The organism is Guptibacillus spartinae (assembly GCF_028610625.1).
Classification (GTDB): Bacteria; Bacillota; Bacilli; order Bacillales; family Guptibacillaceae; genus Guptibacillus; species Guptibacillus spartinae.
In genome coordinates, this window is record NZ_JAQQWU010000010.1 from 121818 (window position 1) to 145757 (window position 23940).

Annotated in this window: 22 protein-coding genes; 14 read left to right on the forward strand and 8 right to left on the reverse strand. The window is 39.6% G+C overall.

Features of this window, described 5'->3' with window-relative positions:
* Nucleotides 1-20 precede the first annotated feature (20 nt).
* Together PQ511_RS16875 and PQ511_RS16880 are read left to right on the forward strand one after the other, a co-directional pair.
* Entirely contained in the window at nt 21-581 is a 561-nt protein-coding gene (locus PQ511_RS16875) for a copper resistance CopC family protein (protein WP_273853082.1), read from the forward strand.
* A 3-nt stretch (nt 582-584) separates the two neighbouring features.
* Complete coding sequence (locus PQ511_RS16880; RefSeq protein WP_273853083.1) at nt 585-1688, forward strand: copper resistance D family protein; 1104 nt, start codon at nt 585-587, stop codon at nt 1686-1688.
* Nucleotides 1689-1859: 171 nt separating this feature from the next.
* Here the strand turns inward: PQ511_RS16880 and PQ511_RS16885 are convergent, their stop codons facing one another.
* From PQ511_RS16885 to PQ511_RS16910, 6 genes are all read right to left on the reverse strand, one after another.
* Nucleotides 1860-2372: a DUF3189 family protein gene (locus PQ511_RS16885; RefSeq protein WP_273853084.1), complete on the reverse strand. Its 513-nt coding sequence runs from the start codon at nt 2370-2372 to the stop codon at nt 1860-1862.
* Between the two features lie 73 nt (nt 2373-2445).
* Nucleotides 2446-3366 carry an AEC family transporter gene (locus PQ511_RS16890; protein ID WP_273853085.1) on the reverse strand — a complete coding sequence of 307 codons (921 nt, stop codon included), beginning with the start codon at nt 3364-3366 and terminating at the stop codon, nt 2446-2448.
* Nucleotides 3367-3456: 90 nt separating this feature from the next.
* The gene (locus PQ511_RS16895) at nt 3457-4725 is read right to left on the reverse strand and encodes a 2-hydroxycarboxylate transporter family protein (protein WP_273853112.1); all 1269 of its coding nucleotides are present in this window, start codon (nt 4723-4725) and stop codon (nt 3457-3459) included.
* 213 nt (nt 4726-4938) lie between these two features.
* A complete protein-coding gene (locus PQ511_RS16900; RefSeq protein WP_273853086.1) occupies nt 4939-5664 on the reverse strand; it encodes a response regulator in 726 nt (241 codons plus the stop codon).
* Nucleotides 5661-7271 carry a DcuS/MalK family sensor histidine kinase gene (dcuS, locus tag PQ511_RS16905; protein WP_273853087.1) on the reverse strand — a complete coding sequence of 537 codons (1611 nt, stop codon included), beginning with the start codon at nt 7269-7271 and terminating at the stop codon, nt 5661-5663. Before dcuS ends, PQ511_RS16900 begins: the two co-directional genes overlap by 4 nt.
* Before the next feature lie 147 nt (nt 7272-7418).
* On the reverse strand, nt 7419-8876 hold the full coding sequence (locus PQ511_RS16910; protein ID WP_273853088.1) for an MDR family MFS transporter: 1458 nt from the start codon (nt 8874-8876) through the stop codon (nt 7419-7421).
* Nucleotides 8877-9208: 332 nt separating this feature from the next.
* On the opposite strand from PQ511_RS16910, the gene PQ511_RS16915 reads away from it, so the two are divergent.
* Together PQ511_RS16915 and PQ511_RS16920 are read left to right on the forward strand one after the other, a co-directional pair.
* Nucleotides 9209-9925 carry a class I SAM-dependent methyltransferase gene (locus tag PQ511_RS16915; RefSeq protein ID WP_273853089.1) on the forward strand — a complete coding sequence of 239 codons (717 nt, stop codon included), beginning with the start codon at nt 9209-9211 and terminating at the stop codon, nt 9923-9925.
* Between the two features lie 22 nt (nt 9926-9947).
* Nucleotides 9948-10460 carry a GrpB family protein gene (locus tag PQ511_RS16920; RefSeq protein WP_273853090.1) on the forward strand — a complete coding sequence of 171 codons (513 nt, stop codon included), beginning with the start codon at nt 9948-9950 and terminating at the stop codon, nt 10458-10460.
* Nucleotides 10461-10508: 48 nt separating this feature from the next.
* On the opposite strand, the gene PQ511_RS16925 is transcribed toward PQ511_RS16920, so the two are convergent.
* On the reverse strand, nt 10509-12026 hold the full coding sequence (locus PQ511_RS16925; RefSeq protein ID WP_273853092.1) for an esterase/lipase family protein: 1518 nt from the start codon (nt 12024-12026) through the stop codon (nt 10509-10511).
* 273 nt (nt 12027-12299) lie between these two features.
* On the reverse strand, nt 12300-14102 hold the full coding sequence (locus PQ511_RS16930) for an LTA synthase family protein (RefSeq protein WP_273853094.1): 1803 nt from the start codon (nt 14100-14102) through the stop codon (nt 12300-12302).
* Between the two features lie 169 nt (nt 14103-14271).
* Between PQ511_RS16930 and PQ511_RS16935 the strand changes: the two genes are divergently transcribed.
* From PQ511_RS16935 to PQ511_RS16980, 10 genes are all read left to right on the forward strand, one after another.
* Entirely contained in the window at nt 14272-15381 is a 1110-nt protein-coding gene (locus PQ511_RS16935) for a hypothetical protein (protein ID WP_273853095.1), read from the forward strand.
* A gap of 61 nt (nt 15382-15442) precedes the next feature.
* Entirely contained in the window at nt 15443-15889 is a 447-nt protein-coding gene (locus PQ511_RS16940; protein WP_273853096.1) for a DUF4385 domain-containing protein, read from the forward strand.
* A 116-nt stretch (nt 15890-16005) separates the two neighbouring features.
* Nucleotides 16006-16176 carry a hypothetical protein gene (locus tag PQ511_RS16945; protein ID WP_273853098.1) on the forward strand — a complete coding sequence of 57 codons (171 nt, stop codon included), beginning with the start codon at nt 16006-16008 and terminating at the stop codon, nt 16174-16176.
* A gap of 196 nt (nt 16177-16372) precedes the next feature.
* Entirely contained in the window at nt 16373-17626 is a 1254-nt protein-coding gene (locus PQ511_RS16950) for an MDR family MFS transporter (protein ID WP_273853099.1), read from the forward strand.
* 88 nt (nt 17627-17714) lie between these two features.
* Nucleotides 17715-18404, forward strand: a complete 690-nt coding sequence (locus tag PQ511_RS16955) for a RibD family protein (RefSeq protein WP_273853100.1) — start codon at nt 17715-17717, stop codon at nt 18402-18404.
* A 558-nt stretch (nt 18405-18962) separates the two neighbouring features.
* Nucleotides 18963-20084, forward strand: coding sequence for an SAVED domain-containing protein (locus tag PQ511_RS16960; RefSeq protein ID WP_273853101.1), 1122 nt, complete (start codon nt 18963-18965; stop codon nt 20082-20084).
* Nucleotides 20085-20178: 94 nt separating this feature from the next.
* Complete coding sequence (locus PQ511_RS16965; protein WP_273853102.1) at nt 20179-21567, forward strand: nucleotide-binding domain-containing protein; 1389 nt, start codon at nt 20179-20181, stop codon at nt 21565-21567.
* Nucleotides 21568-21933: 366 nt separating this feature from the next.
* Nucleotides 21934-22683, forward strand: a complete 750-nt coding sequence (locus tag PQ511_RS16970; RefSeq protein ID WP_273853103.1) for a class I SAM-dependent methyltransferase — start codon at nt 21934-21936, stop codon at nt 22681-22683.
* 125 nt (nt 22684-22808) lie between these two features.
* Nucleotides 22809-23336 (forward strand): GNAT family N-acetyltransferase, encoded by a 528-nt coding sequence (locus PQ511_RS16975; protein WP_273853104.1) that lies wholly within the window; start codon nt 22809-22811, stop codon nt 23334-23336.
* Nucleotides 23337-23554: 218 nt separating this feature from the next.
* On the forward strand, nt 23555-23752 hold the full coding sequence (locus tag PQ511_RS16980; protein ID WP_273853105.1) for a hypothetical protein: 198 nt from the start codon (nt 23555-23557) through the stop codon (nt 23750-23752).
* Nucleotides 23753-23940 lie beyond the last annotated feature (188 nt).

The window sequence follows — 23940 nt, forward strand, 5'->3', positions numbered from 1 at the left end:
AAAACGATGGAGGATCGATAATGAAAAAAATACTTGTTTTAACGATTGCATGTCTACTCACATTCGGGAATATGACTTACGCCCATACTGGGTTGGAAAGTTCTAACCCGGAGGATGGAAGTACGATCACAGAGGAGTTAACCACAGTAACGCTCACTTTCGAAACAGAAATAGAGGAAACAAGCTCATTTGAATTACAAAATGCGAATGGTGAACCTGTAGCTGTTGATAACATCACGGTTGAAAACAATACGATGACTGGGACGTTTGATCAGCCAATTGCAAACGGAGATTATGAAGTGCCGTGGAAGATCATTGGAATTGATGGTCATCCAATCGAAGGAACGTTTTCTTTTTCAGTAGACATCCCTGAATCAGAAGTGGCAGAAGAAGAGTCAACTTCTGAAGAAGCAACGAACGGTTCAGCAGAAGATACAGAAGAACAAATGGATAAAGAAGAAGAGACAAAGGCAGATACGGCTGAAGAGGAAAGTTCTAACGGTACAGTAATTGGCATCGTTATTGCCGTCCTGGTTATCGTCCTTATTGGAAGTGTTCTATTGATGAGGAGGAAAAAATAATCCATGTTGATTCTAACAGTAATCAGTGAAGCGCTGCTTTACATTAGCTTTGCGCTCCTGATTGCGGATTATCTTTTCTCATTTATTTCACAGGATAAAAAGCCCTTTATTCATGTTCCTAAAAAAATCCGTCTTTTGGCTGCAGGAGGGATTGCGGTTTTTTCCTTCATGCCGATTTTGGATTTACTTCTTTATTTGTATGAAGACTATGGAATAGGACAAGCCCTGTCATCGGTATTAATGACATTTAAAGTAGGTCAGGCTTGGAGTTTTACGGTTATTCTGTCCGTTATTTTGATCCTATATATTCTTTTTGTTGATGATGGGCAGGAGAAGAGATACCCATTCATCGGTATGGTTCTTCTTCTGTTTCTCATTCTAGGACTAGGGTGGGCGAGCCATTCAAGCTCTCTTCATCCAGCTAAAGGATTCATCATTCACACGCTACACTTTACGGCTGTCGTTACCTGGGTAGGAGTCCTTTTTGTCATAAGCTGGTTTTCAAAAAACGCGGCAAACTGGAGGCGATTTCTGAAGTGGTTTCATCCAACCGCTATTATCTGTTTCATAGTAGTAGCGATCACAGGGGTATTGTTAATGCAGTTTGTTATTCCGTTACAAGATTATCCTGATGCATGGATGGTTTCTTACGGACAAAGCTTATTAATGAAACACTTGCTCATTGTCCCACTACTTGGATACGCCTTCCTGAATGGTGTCATCATGAAGAAAAAGCTTAAAGAGAACAAATCGTTTGATCCTAAACCGTGGACAAAAGTGGAATCCGTGATGGTGTTACTGATTTTTGCCGCTACGGGTGCGATGAGCCACTCATCGCCTCCAAACAATCTGACTTCCCTTATTCGTCTTGAAGGCGTATCTCCGCTGTTTACGCTTTTTACAAACGGCTTAGTATCACCTGATGCGTCTGTGGAATTAGTTGTTAACGTAAATTCGCTGTTGCTTGGCACTTTAGCAGTCGTGTTTATGATAGTGATGGTGGCAGGGTTTATCAAAAAGATGACACCACTTTTTTCGTTTCTAATGAGCGTATTGTTTATCATATCAGGCTATTTAGCGTTGCTACAAAGCGTTCAAATGATGTAATGATGAAACCCCGGAGAGCAGTGTTCTCGGGGGTTTCGTATTCAATCTATCTATTCGGTATAATTGCTCTATTTTTATGGATTTACTTCTTTAACCAAAGGCCTGGAATCAGGTAGAATGAAACGTGCGCGTTGAACCAAACATTGGTCCGACGCGCTTTAAGGAAGACAACTAAATTTTAAATTGCTTATTGTCGAGTAGAAGTACTTTTTCAGTCGTTTGGTGGGCTTGTTTTTTCGTATGCTCAACGAGATCATAAATGAGTGGACTGCACTTTTTAGCTCCTTTGATGAGAAGCGGTACGCCGAGAGCATCGATGCCAAGCCCTCGAGAAAGACCGCCTCCTATTGACATAACGAACGGGACGGTTGGTGATGTGTTTGAAAGGACAATCTGATCGTCTACTTGAAAATGCTCAAAAAGCATGAGCGTCATATCATATAATGCAGGAACAATCAGTTTCGACGATTTTTTTCCGATTGTGTAGACTTTGTGACCATCTGAATCACGTCCGTGGAAAAGGAGACGGCCCGCGTCCTTTTTCGTGAGTTTGTTAAAAAACGGTACGGCAAGAACTTCTTCACTCGTTAAAGGAAGAGAAGAGGGCTTCAAAAGATGTAAATGAAAAGCGGCTGCTAGTGATGTGGTGTGTGTTCCGCCATAATCATGGTAGATGTAAATCATAGACTCATCCCTGTCATCGAATTTACTAACAAGTATGACCTAATTACTTTAGAAACATTCGGCGAATAAAGATTTAAGCAGCACCAACTAACCATAGTACTAGAGGTACGGTAATAATACTAGCAAGAGTCGTTAAAAGCGTACTATAAGAAACGAGTTGTGGTTCTGTATTGAACTCAAGAGAATACATCGTTGTGTTAGCGGCAGTTGGCATTGATGAAAGTACGACTAAAATGCTACTTAGTAAAGGATTTAAACCAAGTACAATCGTGAGAAATAGAGCAATGATTGGAGAAACAACCATTCTAATGGAGAAAATCGTAGATAAATCGCTCCATTTGACACTTCCTCTAGTGAGAGAAGCGAGCTGCATTCCTAGTACGATCATGATGGTTGGAATTGTAGCATCTGCAACCAGGTCGACGGCTAGCATAACGAACTCTGGAACCTTGAAGTCAGTTATTTGAACAATGATGCCGAGAAGTACAGCATGATTAATTGGCATACGAGAGATTTTTAGAAGAGAATCTTTCAGGCTATGCGTTGCTGTGCTACTCCCTTTCGATGCATAATAAAGTCCGACCGTATTCATGAGCAATGACTGTATAACCATCATGATAATCGCATAGTGGACGCCTTCTTCACCGTATGCAAATAGAATTATCGGCACACCATAGTTACCGCTATTCATGAAAACGGAAGAAAGGATCATGGCAGCAGATTTTGTACGTTTCAGCGCTTTAATTTTAGAAACGATTGTCACAATAAAGATTAAAAGGATCATCAATAGCAAGCAGAATATCAGGATATAAGCATAATCCATCGTTATATCGTTTGTATAAAAGGTTTGAAAAGCAAGAAACGGATACATCAAATAGAGTGCAGAAGTTGAAATAGATTTACGATCAAATCCGATTTTCTTCTGTCCAATGTAGCCAATCGCAAAGATAATAAAAGCCGGTAAAACAATTAAAATAACGTCAATGAGTCTCACCACATTTGTTTTTAAGTTTTAGTGTTAAATGAACGAAGTGAACTCCCACTATCTTTGCGGATAGTGGGAGTTCTTCACAGTATACCCTGGTCAAGCGAGAAATGGTATGATTAACCCTGCTAACAAGAGAATTAAGGCTCCACCGAGACGGGATGATATCTGAGCAAATGGCATGAGTTCCATTCTTCTTGAAGCAGATAGAACGGCAACATCACCTGTTCCGCCCATATTCGCCATACATAACCCTGCTGTAATCGCTGCCTCAATCGGATAAAATCCAACCAATTTACCGATTAACCCGGCACCGATAATGGCACCAAGTACCACCCCAAATACGGTGAGAATGTATTGTAGTGTAAGAGCTTCAAGTACTGTATTTAAATCAGTATAAGCAATTCCAATGCCAAACAATAGCGCAAGGGTCCAGTTACTTGCAACAAATTTGTACCACTGACTTGCTCCGTCAATTATATTTTTGGGGATAATGTCTGCTATTTTAGCGATGGCAACCACAATAATCATTAAGGCATAAGGGTGTAAAGGAATAAAATCTCCGAGTAATCCACCAATCGCAAAGAAGGTAATAGCGGCAAGTAACCCAATCCCCATTTTTTGAATATCGTAAGTTTGTTTCTCCTCCTTGTACTGAAATCCTTTAATCAATTGACCATTACCAGTAAGAGAAGGAACTTTGTTACCGAGTAAGTTGAGCATGCTAGCGAGTACAATCGCAAATACGTTACCAAGTGCAAGGGCAGGAACGAGCATGGAAATATAATAGGCTGGATCATTGCCCATTAACTCGGAATAAACCTGACTCATCGGGACTGCACCAGCGCCCATGCCACCACCCATGATAGGCATTGTAATAACGAGGATGGCGTCTCTTAAAGAAAAGCCTACAAGAGAACCCAATAAACCAGCGACCGCAATTGCACCAACAACGGCTCCCATAATAGGTAAGAAGTAGCGCAGACCAACCTTTACGAGGATTTTCTTGTTCATTCCAAGGATACTCCCGGTAATGAGCGCAGCGATATAAAAGTTTAAAAACGCGCCATCTTTCATGAATGTTGTCATTGTTGAGACAGATGATTCAGGTAACCAGCCTTCATAAACAAGGAAAGCGGCACCGAAGATAGCGATAATAGCGCCGCCCCCGAGGTAGGTTTTAACGATTGGCGTATGATCCCCAATCCAACCTAGTAATTCACCAAGCACAATCATAATCAGCAAACTACCGATCATACCGCCTGGAAGATTTCCGGTATAGAGGCTAGTCAGCGTAATAGCCGTAAATATTCCAAACCATAGCACTGGGAGACCAAAAATTTTAATGGATTTCTTTTCTTGACTTATATTTTCGGACGAGGGGTCAGGTTGATTCTCATAATTTAACTCTTTAGCAGCTTGCGCCAATTTGTTCACTCCTTTTTTAATGCGTTATCAATACAGTAACGAGGTAACCGCTTTCATTAGTTGTTTTCATCTTAAAATAATTAACAGAAAATTCACATGTTATGTAATTATTAATAGTTATGTAATTAAAAAAAGCAACTAGTGAAGTTGCTTTTAAAGGTAATGGCGAATGATCGATTGTTTTTCAGGATTTATCGAATATTGGTAAATGGGACGCCCCACACCATAAGTTAAGGTTTCTTTTAAATACCCAATACTACTTAGAAACTTTAAATATTTTCGAACAGACACTCTTGAGATATTAGTAGTTGTTGCAATCTCATCTGTTGAAAAAGGAGTAGCTTTAAGTGAGAGAATGGTCGTATTGATCGTTTTAAGTGTGTTTCTTGATAAACCTTTAGGTAAAGAACGATCTTCTGAAGGAGGATGGACTTCTTGATGAACAGGATATGTAGTCCTGAGCACGTGATCAAGTTCTTTTTGGTTCATCTGTTCTTTATCGTTGAGCTTGTAGTAATTCTTTTTATAGTTTAAAAGCGCTTCTTTAAAACGATCAAATTCAAAAGGCTTAATAAGATAATCAATGGCACCAAGCCTTAATGCTTGTTGAATTTGGTTGATTTCAGAAGCAGCTGTTACTAAAATAACATCCACATCCTGATTTTGTTCTCGCACCACTTTTAGAAATTCGATACCAGTCACGCCTGGCATATAAACATCTAGAAGAACAAGGTCAATGTCTGTGGAAGCTAATGTTGATAACGCTTCTTTTGCTGATTTGGCAAGGTGGCCTGGCATAAAACCATCTATTTGCTCAATGTACTTCTTGTTCAATTGTGCAACCATTGGATCATCTTCTACTATCAAAACCTGAATCATAATGAACCATCTCCCTGATCATAAGGAACAATGATCGTAAATGTCGTTCCTTCACCTAAAACAGAATCTACGTCGATTGAACCATCTAATTTATCAATGCTTTGTCTAGTAAGGAATAAGCCAAATCCCCTATGTTTGCCGTCTTTCGAAGTATGTCCTTTCAAAAAAATGTCTTCAAGTTTGTCTTCAGGAATCCCTTCTCCAGTATCAATGATCGTCATACTTAATAAATCATCAATATAAGAGAAGATCATGCGGATTTCTTGCTTTTCACTAGTAGAAACACTATCGATTGCATTATCGATAATATTACCCAGAATGGTAATCAGTTCATGGGTGATTTCAGGCTGACCAGCCTGTGGAATCTCTGTTTCAAAGTCGATTGTCATGGTAACGTGTGATTCTCGTGCGTAGCTCATTTTCCCAATGATAAAACCTGCGAATATTGGATCTTTGATGTACTTTGTTACACTACCAATTTCGTCTGCTTGATGATCAACCAATTTGCTAATAAAGTGAGTAACCTCTTCATAATCTTCCATTTTGATTAAACCGAGTAGAACTTGCAATTGATTCTTAAATTCATGAGATTGCGCTCGCAATGTATCTGCATACATCTGTACACCAGTTAGTTTCTCTGCTAATTGATTTACTTCTGTTTTATCTCTAAAGGTGGCGATGGCCCCAACCACATGGCCATTTACAATGAGAGGAACACGATTTGTAATAATTGAGACGCCATTAATCAACTGTTCTTGATCTAATTCTGCTTCTCGTGACATAAGCACATCTTCTAACCTTGTGCCTGGCAGGAAATCGCTGATTTTCATCCCTAGAGGATCAGGTTTCTTCAAACTAGCCTGTGTGAAAATGCGTCGAGCTGACTTATTTACGAGAATAATCGTCCCGGTACTATCTATGGCGATAATCCCTTCATGTACAGAATGTAACATCGTATTTCGTTCTTCGTGTATACGAGCAATCGCGTATGGTTCTAACCCGAAGAGACTGTTTTTTATATATCCTGCTAACAAAAATGCTCCAATAATGCCTATAAGTACGCCAACCGTTGAACCGATAAGAATTTTCTTGTGGCTCTGCTGGATGGATGATGTGACAGCTTCTAATGAAATCCCCACCGCCACAGCACCAATCTGTTTCTGATTATTATCATAAATCGGTGTGAATGCCCGTAATGATTTACCTAGCGTGCCAGTTGATCTAGATATATATTCTTCTCCATTAAGCGCCCTTTGTTCATCGCCACCTACAAAATGTTTCCCTATTTTTTGAACATCAGGATGTGATTTTCGTATACCTTCCATATCCATCACAACCACAAATAGGACATCAGAAGCTTGTTGAATATTTGTCGTGTACTCTTGAATGCTTATCTCTTCATTAGGTACATCCGTTAATCCATCTTTCACAATTTTTGATTCAGCAATCGTTCTAGAAACGGTAATCGCTTTATCCTCTAATTGATTTTCAATCGTTTCACTCGTTGTATTTGTAATTAATAGATCCGTTATTAAGAGCGACATGGTGACTACCGTACATACAAAGATAATAATAATTGTACTTAATTTAAAGCGGTACTTTTGCATTGTTTTCACCTCAAAAGAAACAAAGGGCTTTACCTCTAGTGTAGTCGTTTCTTTAGGAGATGAACATAGGTAGTGTAGGATGTGGTTGGGATAGCAAATTAAAACCGCTCAGTCAAAAGACTGAGCGGATGTATGAAATGGTTCGTTTTACGCATTAGCTGACTTAGGCTGATGCCGATTGTTTCGAATCGGTGCTTCATTCGTTTTATGGGATTCTTGTTCAGGCGCACTCTTCTTCACAAAGAATGAAAGTCCAAGAGCGACAATCGACAGAACAAGAATGACAAGAAAGGCGATGTTGACGCCATAAATATCTGGTCGTGAGATCGTCGGCTGTTGCTGTGCCGATTGAGCTGTTGTTGTCATAACTGTGACAAGTATAGCTGTTCCAATCGAGGCCGCGATTTGACGCATTGTATTGTTCATGGCAGCCCCATGTGGAATGAGGTGCTTCGGCAATTGATTGAGACCAGCCGTTGTGACCGGCATCATTACCATAGATAAACCAAACATCCGAATGGCATACATGACCGTTAAGAATGTGATGGTTGTTGTTGTATCGAGAAATGAAAAACCGAATGTCGCCACACTTAAAATGGTAAGTCCAACAATCGCAAGCATGCGCGCACCGATTTTATCAAAAATTCGTCCTGTAATCGGGGACATAAACGCCGTAATGACGGCCCCAGGTAGTAGGACAAGCCCAGATTCAAACGCGGTAAAGTCTCTCATGTTTTGCATGTAAAGTGGAATTAACGTTTCTGAACCGATTAATCCAAGAAACATGAGCATTCCAATAATGGTGGCAATGGTGAAGATTTTATCTTTAAATACGCGAAACTCAAGCATAGGCTGAGAAAGACGTAGCTGTCTTAAAATGAATGCTGTTAGCGTGACAACACCAACAATTAGCACAAGTATCGTTCTCATATTGCCCCATCCGAGATTTCCTGCGCTCGTAAACGCATAAAGCAAACCGCCAAATCCAATCGATGAAAGAATAATCGAGATCGGATCGACTTTTGGAAACGTAAGCTCTGTCACATTTTTCATCGTGAAGCGGGCAACAGTTATAATGACAATCGCAAGCGGAAGCATCGCCCAAAATAAAACGCGCCATGAATAGTTCGCTGTAATCCAACCGGATAGCGCGGGACCAATGGCCGGTGCGAATGACATCACTAGCCCAATGTAACCCATCGCGGTACCGCGTTTATTTACAGGAAAGATCATGAGAAAAACAGTTTGCATGAGGGGCATCATCACCCCAGCACCAGCTGATTGAACGACTCGTCCAATAAGCAACACGCCGAAATTCGGTGCAAACCCGCCAATGACCGTTCCGACTGAGAAAATACTCATCGCAGAAATAAAAAGTTGTCTCGTTGTAAATCGTTCTAGAAGAAAAGCACTAATCGGTATCATAATGCCGTTCACAAGCATAAAGACGGTTGTCAGCCACTGAGCTGTGTTCGCGGTAATGTTCATTTCCTCCATAATCGGTGGAATGGCCGTTATCATAAGTGTCTGGTTTAAAATAGTAATAAACGCTCCAGCTAGTAGAAGCGCTGCAATGAACACTTTATTGTAAGGTTTGGTGGTCACGATAGGACTCCTCTCGTCATCTCTAATAATCGTTAGTCATTTTGTCATTTTTACTTAGTTGAGTGGTTTTCCCCTCAATCAATTACCAAATTATACGCTCATCCTTTTCTCGTGACAAACGTCTTGTTTATGAATTTTTATCAAGTTCGAGAGATGGATTATTCCACATAATGGTATAATTGGTTAGAATGATTCTCGTTAGCTAATAAAAATTGGTTTTGGCCAATATATCTCAAATTTAGCCAATAAAACTGCATTTTGGCTAATAAATCTTAACTTTAGCCAATAAAGCTTCCGCAAGAGAGCTCTTAATGAGAGGAATGGTGGATCCAATGGAGAAAGTAATCCGAAATGAAGAGGATTTGTTGCAACTACTCGATCTACTGCTAGAAGAAGAGAACCCTATCAACTGGAATGCGTTCTATTCTGATCGAGAGCGAAAGGTTCCGTTTTTCGTCCAACTACCAGATGAAAATCTTGTTAGGTACTTTCAAAGTAAGTCTTTCACACCCCAAAAAGTGCTTGAGCTTGGCTGTGGGAATGGACGCAATGCGATTTATTTTGCACAAAAGGGGTGCAGGGTCGATGCGATCGATGCGTCTAGTGAGGCAATTAATTGGGCGAGGGAAGAAGCAGATAAGAGGCAAGTGCACGTAAATTTCATGGAAGAAAATCTATTTGAACTTTCGCTCACTCCACATACATATGATTTTATTTATGACTCGGGTTGCTTCCATCACATCGCGCCGCATCGAAGGATGAGCTATATTGCGCTTGTGAAACAAGCGTTAAAACCAGGAGGGGAATTTGCGTTAACGTGTTTTATTGAGAATGGCCCATTAGGAGGTTCTACGCTTTCCGATCTAGAAGTCTATCAAAAGAGGAGTCTTCAAGGTGGTCTTGGGTTCACTAAGGAGAAGTTGCTTACCATGTTCCAACAAGAATTCGAGCCAGTTGAAGTGATCGAGATGAACCAGATGGATCCAACAAGCGGGATGTTTGGCGTTAGTGGCCTATGGGCGGCGCGATTTAGACTTCGGAGTGCATGACATCGTGAGGGGTGTGAAACTTATGAGAAAAGTGGAAGTACAGGAATTTAAAGAGATTTGGCGTGAACTTTTTCTATTAGAAGCAAGGAAGATCGAGCGCGTTTTTGGTGAAAATATGATTGAAATTCATCATATTGGAAGTACGGCGGTTGAAGGATTAAAAGCTAAGCCGGTTATCGATCTGCTGCCAGTTGTGAATGATCTCAATCTGGTGGATCAAAAAAATGATGAGATGAAAGCACTTGGCTATGAAGCGCTTGGGGAAAATGGTCTACCTGGACGCCGCTTCTTCCGAAAAGGTGGAGATCAGCGCTCGCATCATGTGCACCTCTATGGAAAAGGACATCCGGATATTGACCGGCACGTAGCCTTTCGGGACTACTTAATGCTGCATAATGAAGATCGCGTTCGCTATGGTGAGAAAAAAGCCGAGTTAGCGGAGCGGTTCCCGTATGAGATGGAGGCTTACATTGAAGGAAAGGATTCACTTGTTAAGGAAATTGAAGCCAAAGCGATTGAATGGTATAAAGAGTAGAGGATACGTAAGAAAGAACGCCGGATTCGTCCGGCGTTCTTTCTTTGCTTAAGGCCGATAAACTTTTCCGACAGCATCCACATAAACCGTGTGAAGAAGTGTTCGCTCAAACGTTGCCCCATTCTTAGTCTTACCATTAACATCAAGCATAATGTGGTAAACGCCTTCACCTGCATGTTTGATTTGGAAGGAAGACAGTGAGTTAAATTCTTCTTGGGAGAGTTTCTTTTGCTTCGTTTTTCCGTTTTTACTATATTGGATTACGATCGATCCTTCGATGGATTTCTGATCAATTTTTGCTTGGTCGATCTTAAGTTGCACTTCATTAGCATTGGTCATTTCCATCTGAAGCTCCTCATTCAGCTCACTTTCATAAGCCACTTGCATGAGATAACTTTCTTTCTTGGGCTGTTTCACCTTCAGTTTCCATGTACCTGCCGTCGGTGTGTTCACTTTCATTTGGTGATGATACGCACCTTCAAACATGCCGTTATCTTGCGATGTGTTTGTTACCTTATACGTTTTTTGATCAGGTCCTTGAAGCGTTATCTCAGAATCTTTGTTTTGACTCATCCAATCAATGGCGATACTTTTTGTGTTTGGTTCGATTTGTATCCTTTCTACTTTTGTCCCGTTAAATTCGCCGCCTCTAATGAGAACGCTGGCTTCTTCTGGTTGGGCAGTTTCCGTTTCTTGTAATGAAGTGAGCGGTGAAAAGGCAGGGACTGACTGAGTTAAATAAGGTTCGAATAAGTTGAGCGTAGCGCTTCCTGTACGAATGGAAGAATGATCCCAATTGCCAACGCGAATCTCATTTCCATAAGGGAGTCTGGAACTGTTTACAGTAACCGCCCCGTCATTGGGACCATACGGCCTCAAGTACAATCCACCCCAGTAGAGCGCGCCGCCAAAGCTACCCCAGCTCGTGCCCCCAAATGTATAATAAGGCGTGGAGGAAATGTTCGGTTTCGAATCGGTAATGGAGCGGAAGTAGCTCATGTAGCCAGTTTGAAGTGAATAGGTCGCGTCATTTCGATTCCCAATAATGGCCGCTAACCACCCGGCCCAGCTGCTGTGTGCCAGATCGGCAAGCTGAGATCCTTTATGTGGTGTGGAAAGGGTAATCACTTTATCAACATACTGTTGGGCATTTGCGTGAACGATCGCCGCCTGGGCATCCACACCGCCTTTACTGTGCGTCACAAGTATGACTTTCTTTCCAAAATAAGCGTTCATTTCTTTCAGTTTGCTAGCAAGCAGCTGTCCGTTATCCCACATGTTTTTTGTAGGGTATAGATCAATGTAAGCCGTTTGGTAGTTCTTGCTGTATGTAAGTTCATCCATGTCGTTTTGATCAATCCAGGTTTTCGAAGAGCTGTTTAATCCATGGACAAATACGAGTGGAAGGGAGCCAGGCTTAACGGACGTGGGTACATCGCCAATGTACCATTCCCCGGGTGTACCCGTTGCATCACCTTTCCCTATGATACCGGCCTGTGCGTCTTGAGCAAAAGGGGGAGCAAGCAGGAACAGAAACACCAAAAGGGAGACGAAGCACTTTTTCATAAAACCCTCCTATTTATAATGTGTCTTGTCACCTTTAAACTATAAGAAAATTCAGTTAATTAAACAAGGAACCTTTTCACTAACTTCCCTTTTCATTAAATAGGTAAAAGGACCGGAAAATATGACGGATTCGACGGGTTTCTATGAACTTCACACAAACGATACGACTCTCTTTGAAAAGGAGTGTCAAAGGTACTAAGGTCTTTACACCGCTAAAAAAAACGATCCAGACTTTTAATTGTCTGAACCGCTCATTCTTTCATTCCTATTCGTTCACTCCTTCAGCCCATTTTTTTCAATAATCGCATCCGAAAGGCGAAGTTGCTCCGCTACCTTTTCTATTTGGTCTTCACATTTTTCAAAAGCTACTTTCTCTTCACTAGAAACGTTATAGCACGTGCCGTTTCCAGCTTCCTCGGTTAAATCAGCTTCGTAATAATAATCTTTATAACGAAAAGATCCATCTCGAAATGCGGTTAAATTGGGTTCGTCATCAAGAAGAGAGCTTCCCATCATATACGGCATATCCATATTGACTATGTCTAGGATCGTCGGAGCGATGTCGATTTGCCCACCGTTTTCTTTCACCACCTGACCACTACTGTCATTCGGTTGCTTAATAAAAAGGGGTACTTGACGATCAAGTTCAAACGCATCTACAGCACTTTCTACATTTGCTTCTTTTCTCATTTCACTTCCTTCGTTGGTTAGGCCGCTATCATGGTCACCGTAGAAAATGATAAGGGAGTCTTCCCACATTCCTTTCTGTTTTAACTCGTCAATCATTAATCCAACAGCCTGATCCACATAATAAACAGTTTGATAATATCGTTTTAACATCGGATCATCGTAACCTGATAAATCAAGTTCTCGTTCATCTTTCGGTATTTCATAAGGCGTATGACTCGTTAAAGCGACCATGAACGAAAAGTAAGGTTCATTTAAGGTTTCCATATGTTCGATTGATGTCGTAAGAAAGTTTTTATCGTTTAATGCCATTCCGATTTTTTTCTTGTCTGGATAGTCTTTGTTGCTAAAGAAGTGATTGAATCCAATATTTTCGTACACTATATCACGATTCCAGAAGCCTTTGTCATACGCATGCATGGCCGCTGTGTCATAACCATTCTCTTTTAGTAACTGCGGTAATGACCCGAACTCATTTTCTGGAAACCGTGTATATACGGAGCCAGATTTCAAGGGATAGAGAGACGTATTTGTGATAAATTCAGCATCCGACGTTCTTCCTTCATGGGTTTGATGATAGAACGAAGAGAAGTACAGCGTTTCTTCTTTAAGCTGATTTAAATTTGGGGTAAGCTCTTTCCCATTGATTTTCTGTCCTATGAGTGACCCTTGAAACGACTCTAATTGAATTAAAAGGATATTTGGTTTCTTAGGAGCACCTTCAGTGTTTTCAGAAGTATTTTTCTCGAGCTTCTTTTGTTGTGTCGCGGTTAACTCCTCGTCACCATCTATGGCTCTTACCACGCCTCGCCAAAGATCAACGCCGTGATAGCCCCAAAAGCCAAGCTGGTAATAATCACGCATATCTGAAATGGAGTGCGTCACGAGCTGGTCATCTTTCATTGCGCTGTAAGTTAATGGCGTTGCAAACAGAACAACCCCGATAAGGAATGTTAACCCTGCTGTCATTCTTCGTTTTTTCTTTGTTACATCAAATGTTTTGTTCCTTGTGAAAATAAGAATCAAAAGGAAGATCACCACATCAGCGAAAAGAAAAAAGTCCTCAAAACGAATCAGGGCCATAAAACCTCCGCCAACATCACTCATCTGCAGCATTTGAGAAAGAAGAGAAACAGAAAGCATATCTTCAAAATAGCGGTAGTACCAGAGATCGGATATTAAAAGAAGACTATGTAAAAACAGGAGCGTCAGCCATATCCAGCGACGTTTCTTCCATTGAATCAGAAGTGTCCAGCTTGATAAAAGCAGCATGCCGGCCAGATTCATAAGGAGAAACTCCCATGGAAAAGCTGTATGTGTATAGAAGCTAAATAGCCAAAATTTTAGAATGCCTATAAGTAAGTAAATAGCGTAACCGAAATAGATCATGGGATCCTCCTTTCGTCTGTCATCATTGTCGACTATTCTTTACCCTGAAATGCACTTGAAGGAACGTTTGAATGTGTTAGATTTGTATTTTTTCCAACAAGTGTAAAGAGACTGCGGTTTTTGAAAAATTTTCATTATAATAGAAAGTAATCAGACGGGAGGGGATTACATGACACTTTCTTTACCGTTACAGGACATCGCGTGGAAACGGATTGGATTCTTTCTGTTCATTATCATTGTGCCGAATTACCTTGTCATGCAAACGCAAGTGGTTGGGCCGATTGATGATCGAGTGGGAATTGGAACGGCCCTTGACCTTGGCATCATTTTACCGTTTTTACTTTATTTCTTTGGGGTTCGAAAAAGAGTTTCATGGATTTTCTTATGTGGATTGATCTTTTGTGGCGTCTTGCTTGCCAATTGGATGATTCCCTCTCATGCGGATGCTCACCTTCCCTATTTCAAAGCTATTGCCGTTGTTCTTGAAATAGGTGTGATCGCTTTTGAACTCGTTCTTTTTCTTGTCATTCTTAAAAGGATCCCCTTACTAATGAAAAACTATCAAATGGAGAAGAGGGTGCATCATCATTTTCTTCTAAGCTTTTCAAGAGCGATCCAACAAACCTTTGCTTTTCAAAACTCACGACTAAATAAGTTCGGTTTTTTTCTTCGATTGTTAGCTACGGATCTTGCGGCCATTTATTATTCTTTCTTTAGCTGGAGAAAGAAAAGACAAGGAAATGAGGAGCACGTTCATTCGTTCACATTCCATAAAGACGGAGGTTACCTCGGCGTATTTTACATGCTTGTCCATGCCATGGTGATTGAAGTGATTGCCGTACATGTGATGGTGGCACAGTACAGTCATGTTGCCGCTTGGATCGTAACAATATTTGATGTCTATGCTTTACTCTTCATTATTTCGGATTACCAGGCGATTCGTTTGTCCCCTGTCATTCTTAGTGAAAAAGGCATCCATTTTCAAAAGGGCATTCGGCAATACGGGTTTATCGAGTGGAGTGCGGTGAAGGAGATAACGGAAAACAAGAAATCTCCTGAAGAAGTGAAGCAGCATCGAGCGAGTGTTGAGCTTGCGCTTCATGGACTTGAACGTGAACAGGTTCCGTTTGTAATAGAACTAAAACGACCAGTGGAAATGAACCAGGCTTTTGCATTTAAGAAAAACATTGAGAGTATCTACGTGAAAATGGATGAGGCGTATGAGTTCCGAGAAAAGGTTCATCACTATCTGAGAAGATGCAAGGATAGCGTGAATTGAGCTTGCATTGTTTATAGTAAGCAATGTTCTGGGAATACCCTCCAATAAAGGAGTGGGATCGATGGCTTTTGACTATGATCTTGATTTTGATAACATTAACTTTCGGGAACAGCCTGAGAAATACCGCGTTGGTCGCGGGGAGCAGGGTGTTCTGATGGTGGAACCTTATAAAAGTGAAATCCTTCCACACTGGCGTTTTAAAACACCTGAGATCGCCAAGGAATCCTCAGAGAAAATTTATCAACTGTTTCGCGAGTATCAGGAAAACGATGATTTCGTAGGGATGGATATGGCCCGAAAATTCATTCAGATGGGTTACACGAGAGCTCGCCGCTATGCGAATTACAAAGGTGGTAAAAAGTATGATAACGACGGCGATGTGAATGAACGGGATATCGATGAGGAAAAAGCGGAATCAGCAAGGATTTTTGAGGAGAAGTGGAAGATCGTACGGACGGATGAAGCTTACTTGGAGAAGAAGAAGGAGCATCAGAAGAAGTATGGGTAACGCCATCACTTTTTCTGTTAGTTGGAAACGAAGCGTATGGGAATGATTCCAATTACTTGAAACTTTATTCTATGGTAATTCGTACATGAATTAAGAAAGGTGAGGTGGATTTGAAGATGAAATATACGTTGTTCGTTATTGTCTTACTTGGATTAGTGATCGGTCTATTTCAAGCAAACTCTTTCAAAGAAACAATCGCCTGGTTAGTCTTAGGTGGATGCGGTATGTTAGGAATAGTGACATTGGGACAACCTATAAAAAGTCTATTGAAAAAGCCAAAAAGCTGATTGGATAGCAGAAATTTGAAGATATGCTAATTAAACGAGTCTAGGAGGTTACCTCTAAAGGCTCGTTTTTTATTGTGTGTTATTGACCTTAAGTGTGTTCAAATGAAAGATCTTCCAATTTAGTATTGTATGAACGGATAGATTAAGGTAATGTATATGGAAATATCTTCACTTATTGGAATAGGAGAGACAGAAAATGAGATTCAGAGATTTTCACAAAAACATCAAAATTCGTCTAATTGAAAACTTTATCAGTCGCTTTATTGGAAGTATGATCTTTCCGTTTATGTCTATTTACTTAGCGGTTCACTTTGGAGCAAAGGTAGCGGGGCTCCTGCTGTTAGTAAATGTGTTTATCGGGACCGGCATTAATTTTCTTGGCGGTTATTTTGCAGACCAGTTTGGTCGAAAGAAAGTGATGCTGTTTGCGGAAACGTTACGTTTTCTTGCGTTTCTAACGATGATGATCTGCAATTCACCATGGTTCGAATCAGCAGCGATTACATTTGCAATGATGACTGTGAATAGCATCTGTTGGGGACTGGCGGGTCCAGCGAACCAGGCGATGCTGATCGATGTCAGCACCCCGCCGCAGCGGAAGCTGATGTATTCCATTTCATATTGGGCGAATAACCTTTCAATCGCCGTAGGGGGAATACTTGGTGCGTTCTTATTTAAAGATTACTTATTTGAACTTTTCCTTTCTCTTAGTCTAGCAGCGGCAGTCACAGCCTTCTTAGTCGCTTTCTTCATTGATGAAAGTCACAAGCCGATAGTGGAAGAGCTAAAGCCAGCTCAACATGTCATGCAATTATTATCTACTTATAAACGAGTGTTTCAGGATCGGCTGTTTGTCCTTTTCACGATCGCCGGTGTTCTGATACTTTCAATGGAATTTCAACTTACGAATTACATAGGGATTCGCCTAAGTGAAGAAATGCCTACTCAGCAATTTCTTCTGTGGGAGTTCGATGGCGTTCAAACAATGGGTTTCTTAAGAAGTGAGAATACAATTATGGTTGTTATTCTTATGCTATTTGTTACGAGAATTCCCCATTCATTAAAAGATAAATCTGTCCTCGTTTGGAGCTGCCTTTTCTTTACGGTCGGATATGGTGTCCTCGCTTATTCCAATAGCTTAACGCTTCTTTTTCTAATGATGGCGGTGCTCACAATTGGAGAAGTATTTCGCGTACCTGTCGAACAATCGTATATGGCAGCTATCCCACCGGATGATGCCAGGAGTTCTTACATGGCGTTTGGCGGATTAAAGTTCAACCTCTCCATGCTCGTTGCCTCCGTAACGGTTTCTCTCGGGGCAATTTTTTCTTCAATGCTGATGGCAATCGTAATTACGAGTATTGGATTAATTGGCACCCTGATCTTCTTCATGATCTCACCCGAATTAGATGCGAGAAAAGAGCAGGCGGAATTGAGACAAGCAGGTTAATTGTCGTTTGAAACATTTTTAAAAGAAAACACTGACATTCATTTCCTGGAAAATTTATAATGAAGTTATCAAACCTAAGGAGATGATGATGCTGAGGAAAAGACCTGAAGTGGTCATTAATGTATTTGCTTCAATGGATGGAAGAATGACGACTGCGCCAGGACATAATGTGATGGAATGGACATCATACGGTGTGGATGGTAAGGCGAATGATGAAGCTCATAAACTATACGACGAATTAAATTGCGATGCACTTGTATCAGGAAGTGAAAGCTTAATCGTTTGGAGCTCCGATTGGGTTGATCTTGAAAATCCGATTACGACGCCACAGAAATCGAAAGCGTATATTGTTTTTGATGGGAGAGGGCGAATGGATTGGGCGCAAACAGATGGACTAATCGTTGTTACGAGAATGAATGTGAGCCAGACCTATATTGAGCAGTTAGAGTCGAAGGGAATTACATACATTCAAGCAGGGGATGGAGAGAAAATTGATATCAACTGTGCTCTTGAACAGCTTTATGACCTTGGCTTTAGACGCCTAGGCATAAGTGGAGGCGGAACGATCAATGGCGCTTTTTTAAGAGCAGGTGTTGTGGATGAAATCAGCGTTGTGCTTGCACCGTTAGCGATTGGAGGAAGGACGACGCCAACCATCTTTGACGGCGACAACCTGGCCTCCATTCAACAAGCGGTTCCCCTTAAACTGGTGCAGGCAAAACCTATTGGTGAAGCCGTTTGGCTATATTATCGTGTGAAAAAGCAAGTGATGAGTTAAAACGATTCGATCGAAGTCCGCGAAGTAATCGAAATGTCCTGTGGATTGACACAGGGCATTTTGCTTTACTATCAATGTTTCTCGAAGATTGAATGAACGAATGAGAGTACAAATGACACGATATTTTTATAGGACAACGATTAGTGTACGAATATAGGAGGTTGTCAAAACTAAGCCGGTTGCGTTGCCATTTCTGATGTCATTTTTTTCTTTAGCAGATCCTCCTTATGGTAAAATCAGGGTGTGTAAATGAAAATTGTAATTACTTTAAAGGGCAGGTTTGTGGAAGACTTGAATTCGAGATAATAACACTAAAATTGAAACTTTTCGTTTAACTAATTCGTACTCCAATGGATTGAGTATATATTATATGCAGAAGAACTGGGTAGTAGCTAGTAGGGACAAATCTATATCAGTAAAGTTCCTTAAATAATTACCTAGAAAATTACTCTCCAATGGATTCAGTTAACTCTTTATTGAAGTCGATAATTTCTCAAGAGTGGATAAGAAATAAAAAAAAAATGTACAAATTAAAAATTCTGCAAGGGAGGGAGTTTATTGACTCAGTTCAAACGTTTTTTTAAGTATAGGGCCTTACCTTATCTTCGAATGTTCCTTATTAATAGAGCAAGGGTGAAACTGCCAATAATAGCTATTACAACTGGTGCAGCACTGATAGGTTTTCCATGGCTACCTTTCATAATCAGCTTATTGGCAAGAACTTCAGCAAATGTTACTTGGCTTGATCAGAGCCAGGTCTTAATTGCTACGTTAGTGGGGCTATGTTTAATAGTGTGGGGTGTGTACCTAGCCAACAAACACATGGTAAGAATTGAACAAAATGCTACTGAAAAAACGAAGGCAATCATAAAACAATATTCGATTAACTCGAGTGAAAAAAACGAAATTTCTAAAAATCCGAAGCGTGTATCTTATGTAGTTCTAGATCAACGGAAAAAGGATTTTGAAAGCGAAATCGAATGGATCAAGAGGTCTTTATTAAAGCAAAAAGATGTTATCAAAGATGTCAATTATATTCTTGAACGGTGGGATGAACCGACTTTGCATTATGAAGGTATTGCACACATTCCATTTGTTTTCTTACTTGGATACCAGCTGTCAGATAAACGAGATATTATATTCTCAGAATGGAACGAAAATACTCGAAAGTGGGTTTCATTACCTCAATCGGTTGACGAGTATCCTCCATTATTACTTCATAAGAGTTGGGAGGGGGATGCTTATCAGGAATCCGATATATCGATTTGTGTTTCACTAACAGAAGAAATTTATCCTGAACAATTAAAAGGACTTAAAGTGTATGGTAAGACCATGTATCATTTGAAATTAAAAAAATGTAGGCGACATGCAATTGTATGTAAGGACCAAGTAGCAGACTATACAGCTAAATTTCGATCGTTAATGGATGACATAAAAAGTGAACATCGCGAGGTTAAAACTATTCATATCTTTATTTCAGCCCAAACCTCCCTCGTACATAGCTTTGGAGGAACTCTTACAAGAAATGACCCTGAAGTAAGAATTTATAATTTTAATCGAGAGCGTACTATTAAATATCCGTGGGGATTAAAGATTCACGGAACTAGTGATTCAGAAAACATTAATATGCAAATCTGTTTGCAAAATGAGGAAGCATTTGTACAAGCTGAAGAGAAATAGAGAGGATTTAAAGGAATGAAGTCCATTAAAAATAATGCAAATGCAACAAGAAAATAGTTAAACAAATATAATTAACCTGAAAGGAGAGGAAACTATGTACGATTTAAGCTCTAAATTTAACACATTCTATAGAAACCATGTCGTTTTATCTAATGATGATCGGTCTAACTTAGTTGAAAAGAAAAACTTGAATGTGCGAAGGCTGAAAGAAGGTCTGATTGAATATAACGAAGAAAAAGGAAAAGATTACAAATTGGCAGAAGAACCTGTCGTACAAGGAAGCGTCGCTATGTACACTGTAACGCAAAACGAAAGCAATGATTATGATATTGATGTAGCAATTATCTTTGAAAAGGACGCAATCCCATCAGGACCTATCGCTACAAAGAACTTCCTTGTGGAGGCATTAAAAAAGAAAACAACGCAATTTAATGTTCAGCCAGAAGCAAAGACCAATTGTGTTCGTATTGAATATGCGGATGGTTACCACATTGATTTTGCAATTTATCGACGCTTTAAAAAAGAGGGGGAGGATGAATATACTTATGAACATTGTGGTGGACTAGAGTGGAGAGAGAGAAACCCCCGGTCCATTACCAAGTGGTTCAATGAGCAAAACAAAAACCACAATTATAGGTTGCGTGAGATTATTCGCTTGCTCAAGATGTTTAGTAAATCAAGATTGGGTATATGGAAAAATATGCCTGGAGGTTTGATTTTAAGTGTCCTGGCAGAAGAAAAAATCCAGGCGTATGAGAGAATAGATGAGCGATTCTATTATACCGTTAAAGAAATTAAGAATCGACTACTATGGAACAAAGAGGTCAAAAACCCTACAGATTCTTCAAAGAGCTTAAATCTCGTTAGCAGTGATAATGATAAGATGACGAATTTGTATAATCGCCTTTCTCATCAATTATCAAAACTAGAAGTGCTATTTGAACCGGATTGTACAAATGTAAAAGCCATTGAAGCATGGGAGGGTTTTTTTAATCATTCATATTGGACAGAGCAAAAAGAATCCTTAAGTGAAGTTGGTGTATTGAAAAAAGCCCATATGTCTTCCACTTCATTACAAGAGAGTCTAGACTATCGTGAAACAGAGGAATTTATCACTCATTATTTCGGGAAATCCCTAAAAAACTACCGTTTGGAAATTGATTGTGTAGTGACCCACAGAGGGAAAAGGATAGGGTTGCTTAGTTCGATTTTAAGAAGAAGAGAACTTTTATTACCAGGCTACTATTTACAATTCTTCATTGCCCATACAGATGTTCCTGATCCCTATAAAGTCTTTTGGAAGGTGAAAAACGAAGGAGAAGTTGCCAAGGAAAAAGATAGTATTAGGGGACAAATCTTCGAGGGTGGGAAGACCCACTCTGAACCAACATCTTTTAAAGGTAACCATTATGTAGAATGTTACATTGTAAAAAACGGGATAGTGAAGGCCAAAAGGCGAATATCCGTGCCAATCAAAGTTTAATGAATTAGGGCAAGGTTCAAGGTAATAAACTTATTGAGATATCTTGAAGTCAAGTCTTCAAGTAAATCGGAGCGAAAGTTGAAGAATTATATAAATCATCTTTTTCCTATTAAGGTTTATTTTTACAAATAATAAGACTTCAACTATAATTATAGTATTCTTTCAAATGGGGTGAATGGAATGTCTTTCCGAATTGTTCGAAGTAATTAGTTTTCGGGCTGTAAAAAAACGCGTAGCAGCCATCAAGGGAGAAGTGTGCCCTTTTTAAGAAAACGAAGGCTTTGAATATAATCGGTAGTCATTTATTTAGCGCAACCAAGATGCTAAATAGTGTCTTGGTTTTTACATTTGAAAGGTGGAAATCCAATGACAGATTTAAATTATGAAGAATTTTACGATAAAGTTGGAAAGATAAATGGGTGGGATTTTAGTAACTTACAGCTTACATCAGAAGGAGCTAAGTGGGAGTTCTATGAAGAAGTATTAAAAAAAGTTAATGACACGGACATCCTTTTAGATATAGGCACAGGTGGTGGAGAAAATGTTCTGGAAATTGCCTCTTCTCTGCTTTTCCTTATAGGGATCGACCTTTCTACAAGTATGGCGGAAGCCGCGCAAAGGAATTTATTAAATTCAAAGGCGTCTAATGTGCGTTTTGTCCAAATGTCATCTGAAAACTTATTATTTCCTGATGGGTTTTTCAATGTTATCTCAAGCTGCCACGCTCCCTTCCATTCACAAGAAGTAGCGAGGGTTTTAAAAAAGGATGGAGTTTTCTTAACGCAACAAGTCAGTGAAGCAGATAAATGGAATATAAAAAAAGCTTTTGGAAGAGGGCAAGCTTATGAACTTTCAGATGGAATATTGAAAGATCAATATACGCGAGAGCTTAAAGATGCTGGTTTCTCTGAAGTCCGATCCTTTGATTATGACGCCACAGATTATTATAAGAGACCGGAAGATCTATTATTTCTTCTTACCCACACACCTATAATTCCTCAGTTTGGTGAAGAAGAGAGGGATTATGAAATTTTAAAAAGCTTCATAGACAACAATCGAACTGCTGATGGAATTCGTACAAATTCAAAAAGGTTTTTAATCATAGCTAAAAAGTGATATTGCTAATAGGGAAGGGCACAATTCTTATTTAGAGTCTTGTGCCCTTTAGTGCTTTAATAGGAGAACTTATACTTAACGTTTAGTAAGCGCTTAATATATATAATATTTTGTAGGAGAGACATATGAACCTAAGAACAGAAAGATTAATTATACGTGATTTTGAAAAAGAAGATTGGAAAGAGGTATATAAATATACTTCTCAAGAAACTGTTATGGAATATATGCCGGAAGGTGTATTAACACAAGAAGAAACAAAGAAGTTTATAAGAGAAAACATGGGAGCCTCAGCTAAGAAATTTCCTGTGATCCTTATTGACAAGAAAATACTAATAGGGCATATTGAGTTTTTTAAATATTTTGGTGAACATTCTTATGAGATAGGATGGGCATTCAATCCGGAGTATTATAATAAAGGATATGCTTCGGAGGCTGCCCTTGCATTATTAAAATATGGCTTTGAAGTGTTGGAGTTACATAGAATTGTAGCTACATGCCAGCCAGAAAACGTTCCTTCCTATCGTGTTATGGAAAAGATCGGTATGAGGAGAGAAGGCTATTTTAAAAAATGCATTCCGCATGGGGATGGTTGGTGGGATGAATATTCTTACGGAATTTTAGAAGAAGAGTGGAAAAACGATAATATTGAATAAGATTGTAGCTTAGTGTTTAGTTAATAAAAATTAAATTAATTAGATTTATCTTGAATTAAAGTATTCAATTAAATCGGAGCTTATCTGTAATAAGATAGGCTTCTATTTATGTAAAAAAGATGGATTTATTAGCACTGTTTTGAAATAATTGGATCTAAGAGTGTTAACTAAGATTAGTAGCTAATTAATGTATTGTATTGCTTTAGGAGGATTTACGTTTGAATACCAAAAAACTAGATTTGATTATCTTATTAACCCTGACCATTGCAGTTCCGGTATGTACAATTCTACCGTACCTTGGAATAACTCCAGATCTTATACTATTCTTCATCTTTCCAGTAGAAATTACCTTTTGCCTCATCGGAATAATGGCTTCTGTTTTAAGGATACAAACCAGTGGTTGGAAACAATCATAACAAATATCAATGTACTGTAATCTCAGAGTGAACTGTATTAAAGGGGACTTTAGTAAAGGATCTAATTTCATTATTGCGGGGGAAGTGCTGGTGAAAATAATTAGAATAATTTTGGCAACTATTGTAGTTTCTCTATCTATTTATGGTTTGATAAGTGGAACAGCTGAAATTATATTGCCTTATTTAAT